This window comes from Pseudoalteromonas sp. D15MCD-2 (assembly GCF_038562745.1).
Taxonomy (GTDB): domain Bacteria; phylum Pseudomonadota; class Gammaproteobacteria; order Enterobacterales; family Alteromonadaceae; genus Pseudoalteromonas.
This window is the reverse complement of sequence record NZ_JBCFQE010000001.1, coordinates 2,225,563-2,239,686: the sequence shown is the minus strand read 5'-3', so window position 1 is coordinate 2,239,686 and position 14,124 is coordinate 2,225,563. Positions and strand designations below refer to the sequence as shown.

The following is a 14,124-nucleotide window of genomic DNA, read 5'->3' as shown; positions in this document are numbered from 1 at the left end:
TTCAATATGTTTATGTGTTATCACTTTAGAGGTCGCTGTAAAACCTGCACATGGTTTTTTAGGATCTCAATTTCACATTGCTTGTAGGCAATAGCGGCTTTCGTACCATTTGGCATTTTTTGTAAATAACGCCAACGACAGCTGTCTTCTAAATAACGTTCTTGGTTCTTGATGCTGCGATTAAAAATCGGTAGCAATTGGCTGTTACCGGTATCTTCTTTAATTTTCTCAAGATCCATAGTGAGCTTATTAATCCACATCTTTTGGTCACGCTGAATATCGGCGATAACTTGATCTAGACATTGAATATAGCGTTTTGTGTCATCGGTATTGTTGCTCGCAAGCTCACACGTTTGCTCTGCTTGAGCCTGCGATGCACTTGCAATTAAAGCTAAAAAGCTGCCTTTTACGAGTATTGATGTTTTATTTTTTATCATGGTAATTAAACTCTAATATAAACTCAGCACCGGCTAGTTTCTCTGCATCTTTAATGGTTAATGTGCCATTATACGAGTTGACTAAATCCGACACGATAGCCATGCCGACACCATGGCCGCTTTCGTAGGTATCGAGTCTGGTACCGCGAGTTAGTAATGATTCACGCTTGTGCTCAGGAACACCTGGGCCATCATCACTTATACTGAGCGTTAACTTTTTGTTCTGCTTAACCTTTATATCGACCTGTGAACGGCAAGCTTTACAGGCATTATCGATTAAATTACCAAGTAGTTCCATCAAATCTGTTTTATCACCCAAGAAATAGTCTTTTTCACTAACCTCTGAGGTAAATATAATATCTTTGTCGCGATAAACCTTGCTCATCGCGCTTAAAATTGAATCAATAACAGGCTTGATATGGGTTTGTTTCTTCCAGGTGTCAGACGCACCTGTTGCAGCGCGCTTTAACTGGTGTTCGATCATCACATTAATGCGGTCTAACTGCTCTTGTGCATCCGCATCATTGGCTAAAGGGCTTGATTTAAGCACTGCCAATGGCGTTTTTAATGCATGAGCAAGGTCGCTTAACGATGCACGATAACGCTCTTTTTGGCGCTGCTGCGATTCAAGTAATAAGTTTAAATCGGCTTTAATGGTTTGTAGTTCAACCGGGTAAAGACCTTTAATTTGTTGGTTATCACCCGACTCAATGGCTTTAATTTCTTTATCGAGTCGTTGCAGTGGCCTTGCGCTCCAAACAAAACCAATCGCCATAAGTGCTGCAATGGCCACACCCATCACATACATCCAATTTACGAGTGTTTGCTTAAAACCATCCATCAGCCTCAGTAGGGCATCATTACGCTTTAATAAAATAAAACGTGCATGCTCTGATTGGTCAATGTTCTCTAAAATAACAGTAAGCGTTAACTGCCAGTATACGGTATTGTTGTATTCAACACGGCGAAAATCAGCAGAGCCTGCAGGGGCTTCAAAGTTATCAGGAATAAAATTGATATTGGTCGCCGATTCAGAATACCAAACCGGTAAGTCACCGCGGTAAATCATCGCGTAGGTGTCTGAATTTAGTCGGTTTAGTTCTGGCGTTAAGATAGTACTTGGCATAACGATGCCGCGTTCAGTGAAATCAACTTCAGAAATTAATGAATATAAGTGAGCTTCGAGGGTTTTTTCGGTCGCTTCGACCAAAGAGGCGTAGTAAGCCTTACCAATTGAGAAAAACAGAATTGGTAGGGCGACTAATAAAACAAAGACAAGGATAAATCCTTGCCTTACTTTAAGCGGTATTTGCGATGCTACCACTGACTTTTTAGCCTATAACCACGGCCGCGTAATGTTTCAACTGGGTTTAGGGTACCATCAGGGTCAAGCTTCTTACGTAAACGCAATACGAAAACTTCAATTACGTTTGAATCAAGGTCGAAGTCTTGGTCGTAAATGTGCTCTGTTAGTTCAGATTTAGAAATTACCTTTTGTGGATTAACCATTAGGTACTCTAAAACTTTGTATTCGTACGCCGTTAAGCTAAGTTCTTTATCGTTAACCCATACTTGTTGTGAGCGAGTATGAATTTTAATTGGGCCAGCTGTCATTTCTGGGTTTGCTTTACCTGCGCTACGGCGGATAAGCGCATTACAGCGGGCAATTAGCTCTTCAACGTGGAAAGGTTTAGTTAGGTAGTCATCTGCACCTGCATCTAAGCCTTCTACTTTATCTTGCCAACGGTCACGTGCCGTTAAAATCAAAATAGGAATGGTAATACCTTGTGCACGTGCTTTGGTAATTAATTCAATACCATCTACTTTTGGTAAGCCTAAATCGACTACCGCCATATCTAGCGGGTATTCGGTAATATGGAATAAACCAGCTTCACCATCGTGACAAAGGTCAACGCTGTAACGCTCTTTTTCTAGGGCATTACGAAGGTTATCTGCTAAGTGTAAATCATCTTCAATTACTAAAATTCGCATTCTTAATCCTTTTTCACTTCGCCAGTCTTTTTGTTCACATGGACATCAACCACGTGGCCGTTCGTTTTTAAAATTCTTACGGTAAATACTTTATCTTGCTCTGTGATTTTTAGGGTTCGGCCGTCTTCAGATTTTTTGGCGATCGTTACAGCCTGCTTTTTAGTCACCTCTTGGGCTTGTTTCTTATTGGCATCAGCATGAAAGCTTGATAATGCAAATAAAAGACTAAAACTGAAGGCTAATAATATGCGCATGACGGGGAACTCCTAAACCAGACCCATTTAGTTTAATTAACCAATTAACTAAAATTCAAGTAATTACGTTAAATTCTGTAATTCAATAGCCAAATCTTAGTTAATAAGCCGTGAACAAACACTGAATTATTGATTCAGTTAAGTTCAGAGGTTAACCAAATACTTTTTTAAATGGTTTTACGACTGAGTTGTCGTAAACACCCGCCGCAATATACGGATCGTTTGCAGCCCATTCGCGTGCTGCTTCTAACGACTCAAACTCAGCAACCACTAATGAACCAGTAAAACCAGCGTCAGCCGGATCTTCACTATCAATGGCTGGCAATGGGCCTGCCGTAAATAAACGGTTTTGATCGTCTAATTCTTGAAGGCGTGCTAAGTGAGCTGGGCGTGCAGATTTGCGAGCTTCTAAACTATTTTCAACATCAGTTGAATAAATCATATACAGCATGGTGTGTTCTCAATGTTATTTTTAAAAAATAGTAGCATATTCTTAGCAATAGACGAGAGATTATTCGCGTAATAATCTTTACACAAACCCATATAACTTTAACTTATAAAGCTTGAAATACGCGGTGTAACACTGGTAGAGTCGCTGGGTTGAGAAAATAATAATAAGGTTTTTAAATGAGCGAAAAACGCGAGCATTTTAGCTCCCGCCTCGGTTTTATTTTAGCGGCAGCCGGTTCTGCTGTAGGTATCGGAAACTTAGTGGGTTTTCCTGTTTCAGCTACAAAAAACGGCGGTGGTGCTTTCCTTTTAGTCTATGCATTGTTTGTCATTTTCATCTGTTTGCCAGTGATGATGGCTGAAATGGCCATGGGTCGAAAAGCGCAAAAAGATCCACTTGGTTCATACAAATTTTTAGCGGGCAATGATCCAAAATGGAACTTTGCTGGCTTTTTAGCCGTATTAACGCCATTTATGATTGCTGTTTTTTATATGGTGATCACTGTATGGATTTTCGGTTATTTATCGCAAACCGCTTTTGGTAATCTAGATGCCTTGGCCCAGCCAGATAACTTTGGCACCTTTATCAATAGCTACACCGTGTTTGGTTATATGGCCGTGGTTGCCATCATCGTTAATTTGATTTTAGTGGGCGGTGTTAAAGAAGGTATTGAAAAAGCGGCTAAGTTTATGATGCCAGCTTTATTTGTACTACTCACCGCATTGGTTGTTTACGTACTAACTCTTGATAACGCAATGGCAGGTGTAAAGTACTATGTTGTGCCTGACTTTTCAAAAATGGATGCCAGCGTATTAAATGGTGCATTAGCTCAAGCGTTTTTCTCGTTGTCACTAGGTATGGGTATCTTAATGACCTATGCATCGTATATCTCTAAGAAAGACGATATTGTTGGTAGTGCAAAAATGGTTGCTGTCACTGATTCGATGGTGGCATTTATTGCTGGTCTAATGGTGCTTCCAGCTATTTTCAGTTTTAACCCAGATACTGACCCAAGTACTTTATCTGACTCGTCAGTATCGATGATTTTTGTCTACCTACCAAAAATTTTATTAGCGTTACAAGCTGATATTGGCTACGTGGGTGCATCAATTGTTGCGTTTGTATTCTTCTTACTTGTCTTTTTTGCTGCAATTACGTCACTTGTATCAATTGTAGAGGTGCCAACTGCAACATTAAGTGACCGTAAAGGTATCAGCCGTAAAAAAGCACTGGCTATCTTAACTTTATCTACAGGTGTATTGACTGTGCTATGTACCATGTCATTTGGTATGGTTGACTCGCTTACAAAGTTTGTTAGCTATGGCGGTGCAGATAAGAGCTTATTTGATATCGTTTATGATGTGTTTTACGACACGATTTTACCGCTTAATGGTTTAATGGTGTGTTTATTCGTTATGTATCGTTGGAAAAAAGCGAACTTATCAGCAGAGCTAAGCCAAGGCTGTGAAGGTTATATTGGCAGCTTCACAGAGAAGTATGTGAACTTCTCGCTATCAACGTTTATCCCTGCCATTTTATTACTAATCTTTGTAAATACGGTGGCCACTAAGTTTTTTGCATTTAGTATTTTCGGATTTTAAAAACCAGTTCAATACTTAGCCGCGCACTTTGCGCGGCTTTTTTATACCTACCTTTTTATTTTAAAAGGCCCCGGCATCAAGCACATCACCCAAGCCTAGGGTAAACATCCACAGTCCCCATAAACTGTGTTCAATCACACACACGAAGGTTGAGCGGCTTTGCGCGTACGTATAAGAAAACAACAGCCCTCCTAAAAATGCCAACAGTACGGCCAATACATTCGCATAGACAATATGCGCCAACGCAAACACTGATGCGCTGACAATAATACGCACTGTTTTACTTGGCATAATGCGTTTATAACGATGGAAAAAATAGGTTCTAAAAATAAGCTCTTGCGGCATCACCGATAAAATGGGGTAGAGCAATAACAACATTAGCCAGTCGTTAAATGAGTTTCGTGGCAGTGAAAACCAGTTTTCTTGATTCATAATACCGTAAAACATTCCAGAGAATAGCGCCCCTAAAAAGAAGAAACTAAATAAGCGACGTTTTACCGTACTAAATTGCCCAAGGCTTGTTAAACGAAAGCGTTTAAAATGGGGATCAGACAGAAGCAACATGCCGCACACGGCCATTAAAATAATAAGGGCAGGAATTAGCCAGTTAGCGAGGTAGGCACGAAGAAAGAAGCCTAATAGCGGCAGAGAAACAAATATGAGGGTAAATTCAAGCCAGCGGTATTGGTTAGCGTTCAATGTCGTCTCAGCGTGTTTTTTGTTTACGCTAACAAGCTAAGACGACAGATTTATGACATTAAGATTGCTTTGGATCTTTCTCTTCGTCATCTTCAGGTAAGTATTTGAATAGGGTGATGATAGTTGCTAACACGCAAACAAAGGTAATGCCCATTAAGCCAAACACTTTAAAGTTAACCCAAAAATCGAGCGAGAAGTTATAGGCAATGTAGATATTCAGCGCCGAGATACCTGCAGTCACCGCAACCCAAAATAGGTTAAGCTTATTCCAGAGCGCTTCAGGTACGTTGATTTCTTGTTTACTCTCAGAGGCATTTTCTAAAATCGAGCTAAGTGCTTTTTTCACTAGGTTTTTGCCAAGTACATAGCGGCTTACTAATAAAGTAACACTGAAAATGGCATACACAATGGTGGCTTTCCATTTAACAAACTGCTCATCGTGGAACACTAAGGTGAGGGTACCCAACACCACCGCTATGGCAAAAAACACCCAGTGACGGGTCGGCACTTTACCATCTTTAAAATAACAGTAAGCAACTTGAATTAAGGTGGTTAGCATCAGCAAGGCTGTTGCCCAATAAATATCAACTAACTTGAAAACCGCAAAAAATAAAATCAGCGGGATGTATTCAATAATCGCATGCATAAATTTATAAATGCTCTAATTTAAAAAGATACTGGGTTGTATCAAGTTATCACGCAAGATACAAGGTTGACTTAACAGCCCTGAAAGCTTAGCCTCCCGAGCCAATCTGGCCTAAACCTGCGTTTAGGTTGTTTTACCTTATCTTTTTCCGCTTAACCTCAGATGATTAAGCGGCGTATTTTGGAGCACTTTTTATGAATAAAGCCGCGTTAGTATCGCAAATGGCTGCCCACAGTGAATTAACAAAAAAAGACACTCAAGCTGCCTTAACCAGCATGTTAAATGCTATCGAAAAGTCTCTTTCTGAGGGTGACCAAGTGCAAATTAATGGCTTTGGTACGTTTGCTCTAAGTTATTACCCAGCACGCAAAGGACGCAACCCACAAACCGGTGAAGAAATTGAAATAGAAGGCGCTAACAAGCCAGTTTTTAAACCTGCTAAAGCACTCAAAGACGGTTTATAAGCAGGATTTGCAAAGTGGGTGTAGTATTTACAGAGCATAAATAGAACACCTGAAAATTTATTCAATATTTTCAATATATTAAGTTTGGCATGTTGTCTGCTGTTAATCATTTAGGTTTACCTAAATAAGGAGATAACATGTCAAATTTAAACAGCCAACTGAATGGTAAAAAGATTGCCATTCTTGCAACCAATGGTTTTGAGCAAAGCGAGCTATTGTCACCACGAAGCGCATTATTAGAAGCTGGTGCACTTGTCGAAGTTGTGTCACTTGAGCGTGGCGATATCACCGCATGGGATGAAAACCAATGGGGTGAGCGAGTTAGTGTTGACCGTGTAGTCAGCGAAGCAGACTCTGCAGAGTATGACGCGTTACTTCTGCCTGGTGGCTTATTCAACCCAGATACGTTACGTCAAGATAGCGAAGCAAAAGCCTTTGTTGATGGTTTTTTCAGTGCTGGTAAAAACAAACCTATCGCCGCGATTTGCCACGGTCCATGGTTATTAGCCGAAATTAACAAACTACGGGAGCGCAGAGTAACCTCATACCCAAGTATCAAAACAGATTTGATCAATGCAGGAGCTAATTGGGTTGATCAAGAAGTATGTGTTGATGAGGGTATAGTCACAAGCCGAAGCCCAGCCGACTTAGAGGCCTTTAATCGAAAATTCATAGAAGAGATTAAAGAGGGTGTGCACCGCCATCATTAATCATAAAATGTTAAGTACAAAAAAGGGCCTTTATGGCCCTTTTTTAAGTAATAAAACAAACTTACTTTGTAGCTGCTTTCATACTAGCTACAAACTCTTTTAAACCAGTTAGCATTGCTGCTTGATCATCAAGATTTGCCTCGATGATTTTAACAACCGCAGAGCCTGAAATCGCACCAGCAGCTCCTGACTCAAGAGCTGATTTAACATCTTCTGGTGTTGATACACCAAAACCAAGTAATGTCGGTGCAGCATGGTAATCTTTTAGTTTTTTAACTAATGAATCTGCTGGCATTTGTGCCTTGGTTTCTGTGCCTGTTACACCTGCGCGTGAAAGAAGGTATGTGTAACCACGACCATATGACGCACACTCTCGTAAAGTGTCATCATCAGCATTCGGTGTAGCAATAAAAATTGGGTCGATGCCATTTTTCATTGCTGTTTGGCGAAATAGCTTTGATTCATGTAGCGGCACGTCAGCCACTAAAATTGAATCGACACCGGCCTCTTTAGCATCTTGATAAAACTTCTCAATGCCACGTTTAAACACTAAGTTTGAATACAATAACAGGCCAATTGGGATATCAGCATTATACTGGCGCACTTGTTTGATGATATCAAAGCAATCTTGGGTATTGATGTTTTCATCAAGTGCACGAATGTTGGCCGCTTGGATCACCGGGCCATCTGCAATCGGATCAGAAAATGGAATACCTAGCTCAAGGGCATCGGCGCCGCCATCAATTAAGCTTTTGATGATTTCTACGCTCAGTGCTTTATTAGGATCGCCAATCGTAACAAAGGGTACAAAAGCACCTTGGTTGGTTTCATTTAATGTGGCGAACAGTTGTCCGTAACGGTTAGTCTGGCTCATAGTGCGCCTCCTTCTGATAAAACACTGTGTACGTGAGCCAAATCTTTATCGCCTCGGCCGCTTAGGTTAACCACTAAAATAGTGTCTTCGGTTTGTTGCTCGGCATATTTAAGGGCATATGCTAGGGCATGGCTTGATTCAAGTGCTGGAATGATCCCTTCGTTCTTAGCCAGTAGTTGGAATGCTTCAAGCGCTTCAGTATCGCTAATTCCAACGTACTCAGCACGGCCAGTTTCATGCAAGTGAGCATGTTGTGGGCCAACAGCAGGGTAATCAAGACCTGCTGATACAGAGTAAGACTCTTCAATTTGACCATCATCATCTTGCATAATGTAGGTATAGGTACCGTGTAAAATGCCTTTGGTGCCTTTACATAAGGTTGCACCATGCTGGTGGGTATCTAAGCCTTTACCAGCAGGCTCTACACCAATTAGTTTAACGCTTGGCTCATCAATAAAGTCTGTAAACATACCAATGGCGTTAGAACCCCCACCTACACAAGCCAGCACCGCATCCGGTAAGCGACCTTCTGCTTTCAATACTTGTTGTTTTGCTTCTTCACCAATCATTTTTTGGAACTCACGTACCATGGTTGGGAATGGGTGAGGGCCTGCTGCAGTGCCTAGTAAGTAGTGAGCATCTTTGTAATTTGCTGACCAGTCACGCAGGGCTTCATTTACGGCATCTTTTAAGGTGCCAGAGCCCGCTGTGACAGGAATAACCTCTGCGCCCATTAGTTTCATACGAAATACATTTGGTTGTTGACGTTCTACGTCTTTTGCACCCATGTAAATACGGCATTTTAAGCCAAGTAGGGCACAGGCAAGGGCCGTTGCAACACCGTGTTGGCCGGCACCTGTTTCTGCAATGACTTCTTTTTTACCCATACGTTTGGTAAGGAGTGCTTGACCAAGTACTTGGTTGGTTTTGTGCGCACCACCATGGAGTAAATCTTCACGCTTTAAATACAGTTTTACCTTAGGGTTTTTAACTAAGTTACGTGTCAGTGTTAATGGTGTAGGGCGACCTGCGTATTCATTTAATAGTTTTTCAAACTCAGCCTGAAAAGCTGGATCGTTTTGTGATTTATTAAACTCTGCTTCTAGTTGCTTGAGTGCTGGCACAAGCAGCTGTGGTACAAACATACCACCGAATTCACCGAAATAAGCTGGATTTTGCATTCTAACCTCAATAATTTCTGATATGCGAAAACGCATTTTGTAATTTTGTTTGGCACTTTTTACCCGCTGACGCTTCAACGCCAGAATTTAGGTCAAGGCCGTTAGCACCGCGATAAAGCGCTGCATGGATATTTTCTGGGTTTAAACCCCCGGCTAACATAAACGGCACGGTTGCCGTCTCTAGCACTGACCAATCAAATGCTTCGCCTGTGCCGCCTTTTTGGCTTTTGCTGTAAGTATCGTATAAATGGCGATCAACCCCTTCAAGCGGTTTAGGTAATTCACCTTTAACGGCTTGGGCTTTCCAAATTTCACAGCCAAGCGGTAATTGCTTTCTGAGACTTTGAATATATTCGCTATTCTCATCGCCATGTAATTGCACTGCAGCTAATTTTAAGCTTTGTGCATAATCGACCACTTGTTCAAGCGGTGCATTGACAAACACACCCACATACGCGAGTGGGGCACTTTGCGTAACTTGCTTGGCACAGTCTATATCGACATAGCGCGGTGACTTAGGATAAAAAATTAAGCCACCATACACAGCTCCACTGGCGTAGGCTGCCATCGCATCTTGTGAACGGGTTAAACCGCACACTTTGTTCTCACCTAAAATCACTTTACGACACGCGGCTTCTAAGTCGCGCTCAGCCATCAGTGAGCTGCCAATTAAAAAGCCATCACACAATGGCGCAAGGCGTTTTACATCTTTATGGGTATAAATGCCCGACTCTGAGATCACTACTTTGTCATTTGGGATAAGCTGACGTAAACGCTCTGTTGTTGCAAGGTCAGTACTTAAATCACGAAGGTCGCGGTTATTAATACCGATAAGGCTGGCATTCAGTGCAAGAGCACGACTGACTTCTTGCTCATTACTAACTTCAGTGAGTACCGACATATTTAAAGAATCAGCCACCTTATGAAGCGCTAAATATTGCTCGTCATCAAGGACTGAGAGCATTAATAAAATGGCATCACCACCAGATAAGCGTGCTAAATAAACTTGGTACTCATCAATAAAGAAGTCTTTACAAATAAGCGGCTGTTCAACTTGGCTGCGCACATACTCAAGGTACTGATAGCTGCCTTGGAAATATTTTTCATCCGTTAGTACGCTCATACAGGTTGCGTACTTTTTATAAACCGATGTAATTTCCTCTAAATTGAATGGTTCACGAATAAGCCCTTTTGACGGTGAGGCCTTTTTACATTCTAAAATAAACTGCGTGCCGGTTGCTGCTAATGCGCCTTCAAAGTCTCGCTTGGTTGGCACAACCTCGCTAATGAATGACTCAAGCGGGCGCTGTGCTTTTCTTTGTTCTAATTCAATACGTTTGTCGGCAACAATTTTGTCTAACACGTTAGCCATGACTTACCTCAATAATTGCGTTCAATGTGTCCATCGCTTTGCCTGATGCTAATAATTCGCTTACTTGATCTGCGGCTACTTTTAAATCACTTGCTTTATCAGTTAAATAAAGAAGAGCGGCAACGTTGGCTATAATGGCTGCGTTATGCGCCATTTCACCTTGACCTTGTAAAATCGCTAAGCTTGCTTTTGCGTTATATTCTGGGCCTTGGCCTGCTAGTTGTTCAAGTGAATAGTTTGCAAGACCAAAATCGCTCGCTGTTAGCGTGTATTCGCTCAGTTCACCGTTATTAAGTTCAACCACTTTGGTTGTCCCGTGTAAGGCAATTTCGTCAGTGCCTGCACCATGAACCACCATAGCGCGTTTTGTGCCAAGGGTTTTTAAGGTTTCGGCCATTGGTAAACACAGCGAAGGGTCATAAACACCAAGTAATTGCACCTCAGGGGCAGAAGGATTGGCCAGTGGCCCTAAAATATTAAAAATTGTGCGGCTTTTAAGGGCCGTACGCACGCCCATCGCATGGCGTACACCACTGTGATAATGCGGTGCAAATAAAAATGTAAAGCCCGTATTTTCTAAACAACGGGCAGCTTGCTCAGGGCTCATATCAATATTGATACCCAAGGCTTTTAGTAAATCCGCAGAGCCCGAATTACTCGACACACTGCGATTACCATGTTTGACCATGTTGATGCCCGCAGCGGCGGCAACAATAGCAGCCGTGGTACTAATATTAATTGTGTTTGATCCATCGCCACCGGTACCACAGCTATCGGCAAGCAAGGTTTTGCTGGTTTGAAATGGCACTGCATTGGCGCGCATTGATGCCGCAGCACCGGCGATTTCATCACTTGTTTCGCCTTTTAGTTTTAGGGCGATAAGTGCTGCAGTTAATTCAATATCATTAAGCTTGCCATTCATGATGGCGTCAAACAATTCAGTTGCTTGCGAAAATGATAAATCTTGCTTTGCTAATAATTGGTTTAACTGGGTTTGAGTCGTTGCTTCCATGTTATTCCTCTACTGCACGCGTGCGGTTAAAAATTCAATACTTTGCTGTAATAGCAATGCGCCATTTGGCGTTAAAATTGACTCAGGATGAAACTGATAGCCAAGGGCATTATCTTGTTGATGGTAAATTGCCATTGGAATATTTTCATAACAAGCAATTACTTCAACGTCATCAGGGACTTTGGTTGCCATTAATGAATGATAACGAGCAACCGGCATTTTATCGCCCATACCTGCAAATACAGGGTGCTCAGCCAACTCAATAATTGATGACTTGCCATGCACTGTTTCACCTGCATGACCAATAATCCCACCGTAGCTCTGTGTTAGTGCTTGCTGCCCTAAACAGATGCCCAGCATAGGGAAGCGGCCTTTACACAGCTCAATGAGTTCCATTAAACAACCCGCATCAGATGGTGCGCCAGGGCCGGGTGAAAGTACTAATAACACAGGTACGGTTTCTTGGCACATTTTGTCAAAGATGCTTTGTGCACTGATGTTATTACGGTATACCACTAACTGGCACCCTAACATAGAAAGTTCATCGACTAAGTTATAACTAAATGAATCAAAGTTATCTAAAAAGTAGATTTTATAGGCTGATGTTGTCGTCATTATTGTGCCTCGTAAGTCGATTGAATCGCAGTGATCACAGCTTGTGCTTTAGCGCGGGTTTCATTGGCTTCTGATTGTGGGTCTGAATCAAACACTACACCTGCACCTGCTTGTACGTAGGCCGTGCCGTTTTTAACAAACGCAGAGCGAATAACAATACAGCTATCCATGGCGCCATCGCCCGTTAAATAACCCACTGCACCTCCATAGCTGCCGCGGCGTTTTTGTTCGGTTTGACGAACTAACTCAGCAGCGCGTACTTTAGGTGCACCCACTAAGGTGCCCATGTTCATACAAGCTTGGTAAGCATGCAGCGCATCGAGTTCAGGTTTTAAAGTACCCACCACGCGTGAAACTAAATGCATCACTTGTGAGTAGCGGTCTACTTTTAATAACTCTTTAGCGTGACGTGTGCCTGGTACGCTAATACGGGCTACATCATTTCGTGCTAAATCAACTAACATAAGGTGCTCGGCACGTTCTTTTTGGTCGTTGCGAAGTTCAAGCTCAATGCGGCTGTCTAGGTCTGGATTAATTTGCCCGTTAGCAAACTTGCCACGAGGGCGAGTACCAGCAATTGGGTATACCTCAACTTGTTTACTCTCTGCGCAATATTTGAGGGCTGACTCGGGTGATGCGCCGAATAACACAAATTCTTCATCACGCATGTAAAACATATATGGGCTTGGGTTTTGTTGTTTTAGTTGGCTGTAAGCATGAAGTGAGTCAGGGCAGGCGAGAGAAAAAGTACGTGATGGAACAACTTGGAAAATATCGCCATCAACGATGTTGTTTTTTAACTTGATGACATGTTCGCAGTATTGCTCGTCGCTAACATCAACAGAAATTGGGTTTGAGCCGGTTTGCTTTTGCCCCTGGTAGCTTTGTGCGTTGTCACATACGGCATTTAAACGCTCTAATTGTTGACCAACCTCAAAGCAATTAGCATGAACTTCAGGGCCGTTAAATACATTGCCAATTAGCTCGGTTGTTTTTGCTTGATGGTCGATGACAACTAACGTTTCGGCTAGGTAGAAAACATAATCTGGGCAGCTGTTTTCGCCGTCAGGCACATCAGAAAGAGTTTCGAAATTAGCAACCATATCGTAGGCAAATACACCGCCTAAGAACACAGAAAATGGGTTATCTGTGGTGCTTTTAATACTATTAATACAGCTACGTAGCGCGCTAAATGCGTTATCTGCTACTAATTTACTGGCTTCATCAATGTCGCTTGCGACTTCGTTGTAGGTTAACGTTAATGTGTCTTCTACAAGCTCAGCAGAGCAGTTTTGCACATGAGTTTGTAAATAAGGCAGTAATTGTTTGCCGTTATTTGACTGTGCAGTGAGTATGACCTGTTTGCCTTGGCAAACAATACGTAGCGCTGAGTCAACCAAAATTAGACTTTTTACACTGTCTTTAGAATCAATTTCAGCAGACTCTAACAGCAGTGAATTAGGCTTATCGAGTAAACTGTATAACGCAAGTGGGCTACTGATGTAGTCGCGCACTTGAGTGATACTGGTTACTTCACCCGGTGTCGTTGTTATATGACTAAAAATCAAACCTCATTCTCCCTCATTCCCAAAAACTCTTTAAAAAACAAAACCCCGCGAAGCTATGCTTGGCGGGGTTCGTATAAAAATGCCTATAAATTAGATAGACCCTTACCGTCCCGCTAAGCCAGGCGCCACCACCAATGATGTGTAAGAGTTGCTATGTAATTCATAATAAAACCTTAAAATTTAGATATAAAAAAACCCGCTACATGAGCGGGTTTTGAAATCGTTAGACACGACAATTCGTCACCCGC

Annotated in this window: 16 protein-coding genes; 3 read left to right on the top strand and 13 right to left on the bottom strand. The window is 42.0% G+C overall.

The features are described from left to right. Window positions 1-20: 20 nt before the first annotated feature. The 5 genes from AADY36_RS10235 to AADY36_RS10215 all read right to left on the bottom strand — a co-directional run bounded on the left by AADY36_RS10235 (window position 21) and on the right by AADY36_RS10215 (window position 3,134). A complete protein-coding gene (locus AADY36_RS10235; RefSeq protein WP_054561220.1) occupies window positions 21-437 on the bottom strand; it encodes a hypothetical protein in 417 nt (138 codons plus the stop codon). Beyond that, a complete protein-coding gene (locus AADY36_RS10230) occupies window positions 424-1,761 on the bottom strand; it encodes an ATP-binding protein (RefSeq protein WP_054561221.1) in 1,338 nt (445 codons plus the stop codon). The genes AADY36_RS10235 and AADY36_RS10230 overlap by 14 nt, the downstream gene beginning before the upstream one ends. Further along, window positions 1,755-2,429: a response regulator transcription factor gene (locus AADY36_RS10225; protein WP_054552907.1), complete on the bottom strand. Its 675-nt coding sequence runs from the start codon at window positions 2,427-2,429 to the stop codon at window positions 1,755-1,757. The genes AADY36_RS10230 and AADY36_RS10225 overlap by 7 nt, the downstream gene beginning before the upstream one ends. A gap of 2 nt (window positions 2,430-2,431) precedes the next feature. After that, window positions 2,432-2,683, bottom strand: coding sequence for a PepSY domain-containing protein (locus tag AADY36_RS10220; RefSeq protein ID WP_054552908.1), 252 nt, complete (start codon window positions 2,681-2,683; stop codon window positions 2,432-2,434). A gap of 151 nt (window positions 2,684-2,834) precedes the next feature. After that, the gene (locus AADY36_RS10215; protein WP_054552909.1) at window positions 2,835-3,134 is read right to left on the bottom strand and encodes a YciI family protein; all 300 of its coding nucleotides are present in this window, start codon (window positions 3,132-3,134) and stop codon (window positions 2,835-2,837) included. Between the two features lie 176 nt (window positions 3,135-3,310). On the opposite strand from AADY36_RS10215, the gene AADY36_RS10210 reads away from it, so the two are divergent. Continuing rightward, a complete protein-coding gene (locus tag AADY36_RS10210) occupies window positions 3,311-4,735 on the top strand; it encodes a sodium-dependent transporter (protein ID WP_054561222.1) in 1,425 nt (474 codons plus the stop codon). Between the two features lie 60 nt (window positions 4,736-4,795). On the opposite strand, the gene AADY36_RS10205 is transcribed toward AADY36_RS10210, so the two are convergent. Together AADY36_RS10205 and AADY36_RS10200 are read right to left on the bottom strand one after the other, a co-directional pair. Next, window positions 4,796-5,434 carry a CPBP family glutamic-type intramembrane protease gene (locus tag AADY36_RS10205; RefSeq protein WP_054561223.1) on the bottom strand — a complete coding sequence of 213 codons (639 nt, stop codon included), beginning with the start codon at window positions 5,432-5,434 and terminating at the stop codon, window positions 4,796-4,798. A 58-nt stretch (window positions 5,435-5,492) separates the two neighbouring features. Continuing rightward, window positions 5,493-6,080 (bottom strand): inner membrane-spanning protein YciB, encoded by a 588-nt coding sequence (locus tag AADY36_RS10200; protein WP_054561224.1) that lies wholly within the window; start codon window positions 6,078-6,080, stop codon window positions 5,493-5,495. 194 nt (window positions 6,081-6,274) lie between these two features. On the opposite strand from AADY36_RS10200, the gene AADY36_RS10195 reads away from it, so the two are divergent. Both AADY36_RS10195 and AADY36_RS10190 read left to right on the top strand, forming a co-directional pair. Beyond that, window positions 6,275-6,544 carry an HU family DNA-binding protein gene (locus tag AADY36_RS10195; RefSeq protein WP_054561225.1) on the top strand — a complete coding sequence of 90 codons (270 nt, stop codon included), beginning with the start codon at window positions 6,275-6,277 and terminating at the stop codon, window positions 6,542-6,544. 137 nt (window positions 6,545-6,681) lie between these two features. Then, window positions 6,682-7,254 (top strand): type 1 glutamine amidotransferase domain-containing protein, encoded by a 573-nt coding sequence (locus AADY36_RS10190; RefSeq protein ID WP_342408944.1) that lies wholly within the window; start codon window positions 6,682-6,684, stop codon window positions 7,252-7,254. A 61-nt stretch (window positions 7,255-7,315) separates the two neighbouring features. On the opposite strand, the gene trpA is transcribed toward AADY36_RS10190, so the two are convergent. The 6 genes from trpA to AADY36_RS10160 are packed head-to-tail and all read right to left on the bottom strand — an operon-like array spanning window position 7,316 to window position 13,876. Beyond that, on the bottom strand, window positions 7,316-8,128 hold the full coding sequence (gene trpA / locus AADY36_RS10185) for a tryptophan synthase subunit alpha (protein WP_342408943.1): 813 nt from the start codon (window positions 8,126-8,128) through the stop codon (window positions 7,316-7,318). After that, window positions 8,125-9,309 carry a tryptophan synthase subunit beta gene (gene trpB, locus AADY36_RS10180; RefSeq protein WP_058584825.1) on the bottom strand — a complete coding sequence of 395 codons (1,185 nt, stop codon included), beginning with the start codon at window positions 9,307-9,309 and terminating at the stop codon, window positions 8,125-8,127. The genes trpA and trpB overlap by 4 nt, the downstream gene beginning before the upstream one ends. A gap of 7 nt (window positions 9,310-9,316) precedes the next feature. Further along, the gene (gene trpCF, locus AADY36_RS10175; protein WP_239963716.1) at window positions 9,317-10,681 is read right to left on the bottom strand and encodes a bifunctional indole-3-glycerol-phosphate synthase TrpC/phosphoribosylanthranilate isomerase TrpF; all 1,365 of its coding nucleotides are present in this window, start codon (window positions 10,679-10,681) and stop codon (window positions 9,317-9,319) included. Beyond that, entirely contained in the window at window positions 10,674-11,693 is a 1,020-nt protein-coding gene (trpD, locus tag AADY36_RS10170) for an anthranilate phosphoribosyltransferase (protein WP_239963717.1), read from the bottom strand. Before trpD ends, trpCF begins: the two co-directional genes overlap by 8 nt. Before the next feature lie 9 nt (window positions 11,694-11,702). Next, on the bottom strand, window positions 11,703-12,308 hold the full coding sequence (locus AADY36_RS10165) for an aminodeoxychorismate/anthranilate synthase component II (RefSeq protein WP_239963718.1): 606 nt from the start codon (window positions 12,306-12,308) through the stop codon (window positions 11,703-11,705). Next, a complete protein-coding gene (locus tag AADY36_RS10160) occupies window positions 12,308-13,876 on the bottom strand; it encodes an anthranilate synthase component 1 (protein ID WP_054561231.1) in 1,569 nt (522 codons plus the stop codon). The genes AADY36_RS10165 and AADY36_RS10160 overlap by 1 nt, the downstream gene beginning before the upstream one ends. Window positions 13,877-14,124 lie beyond the last annotated feature (248 nt).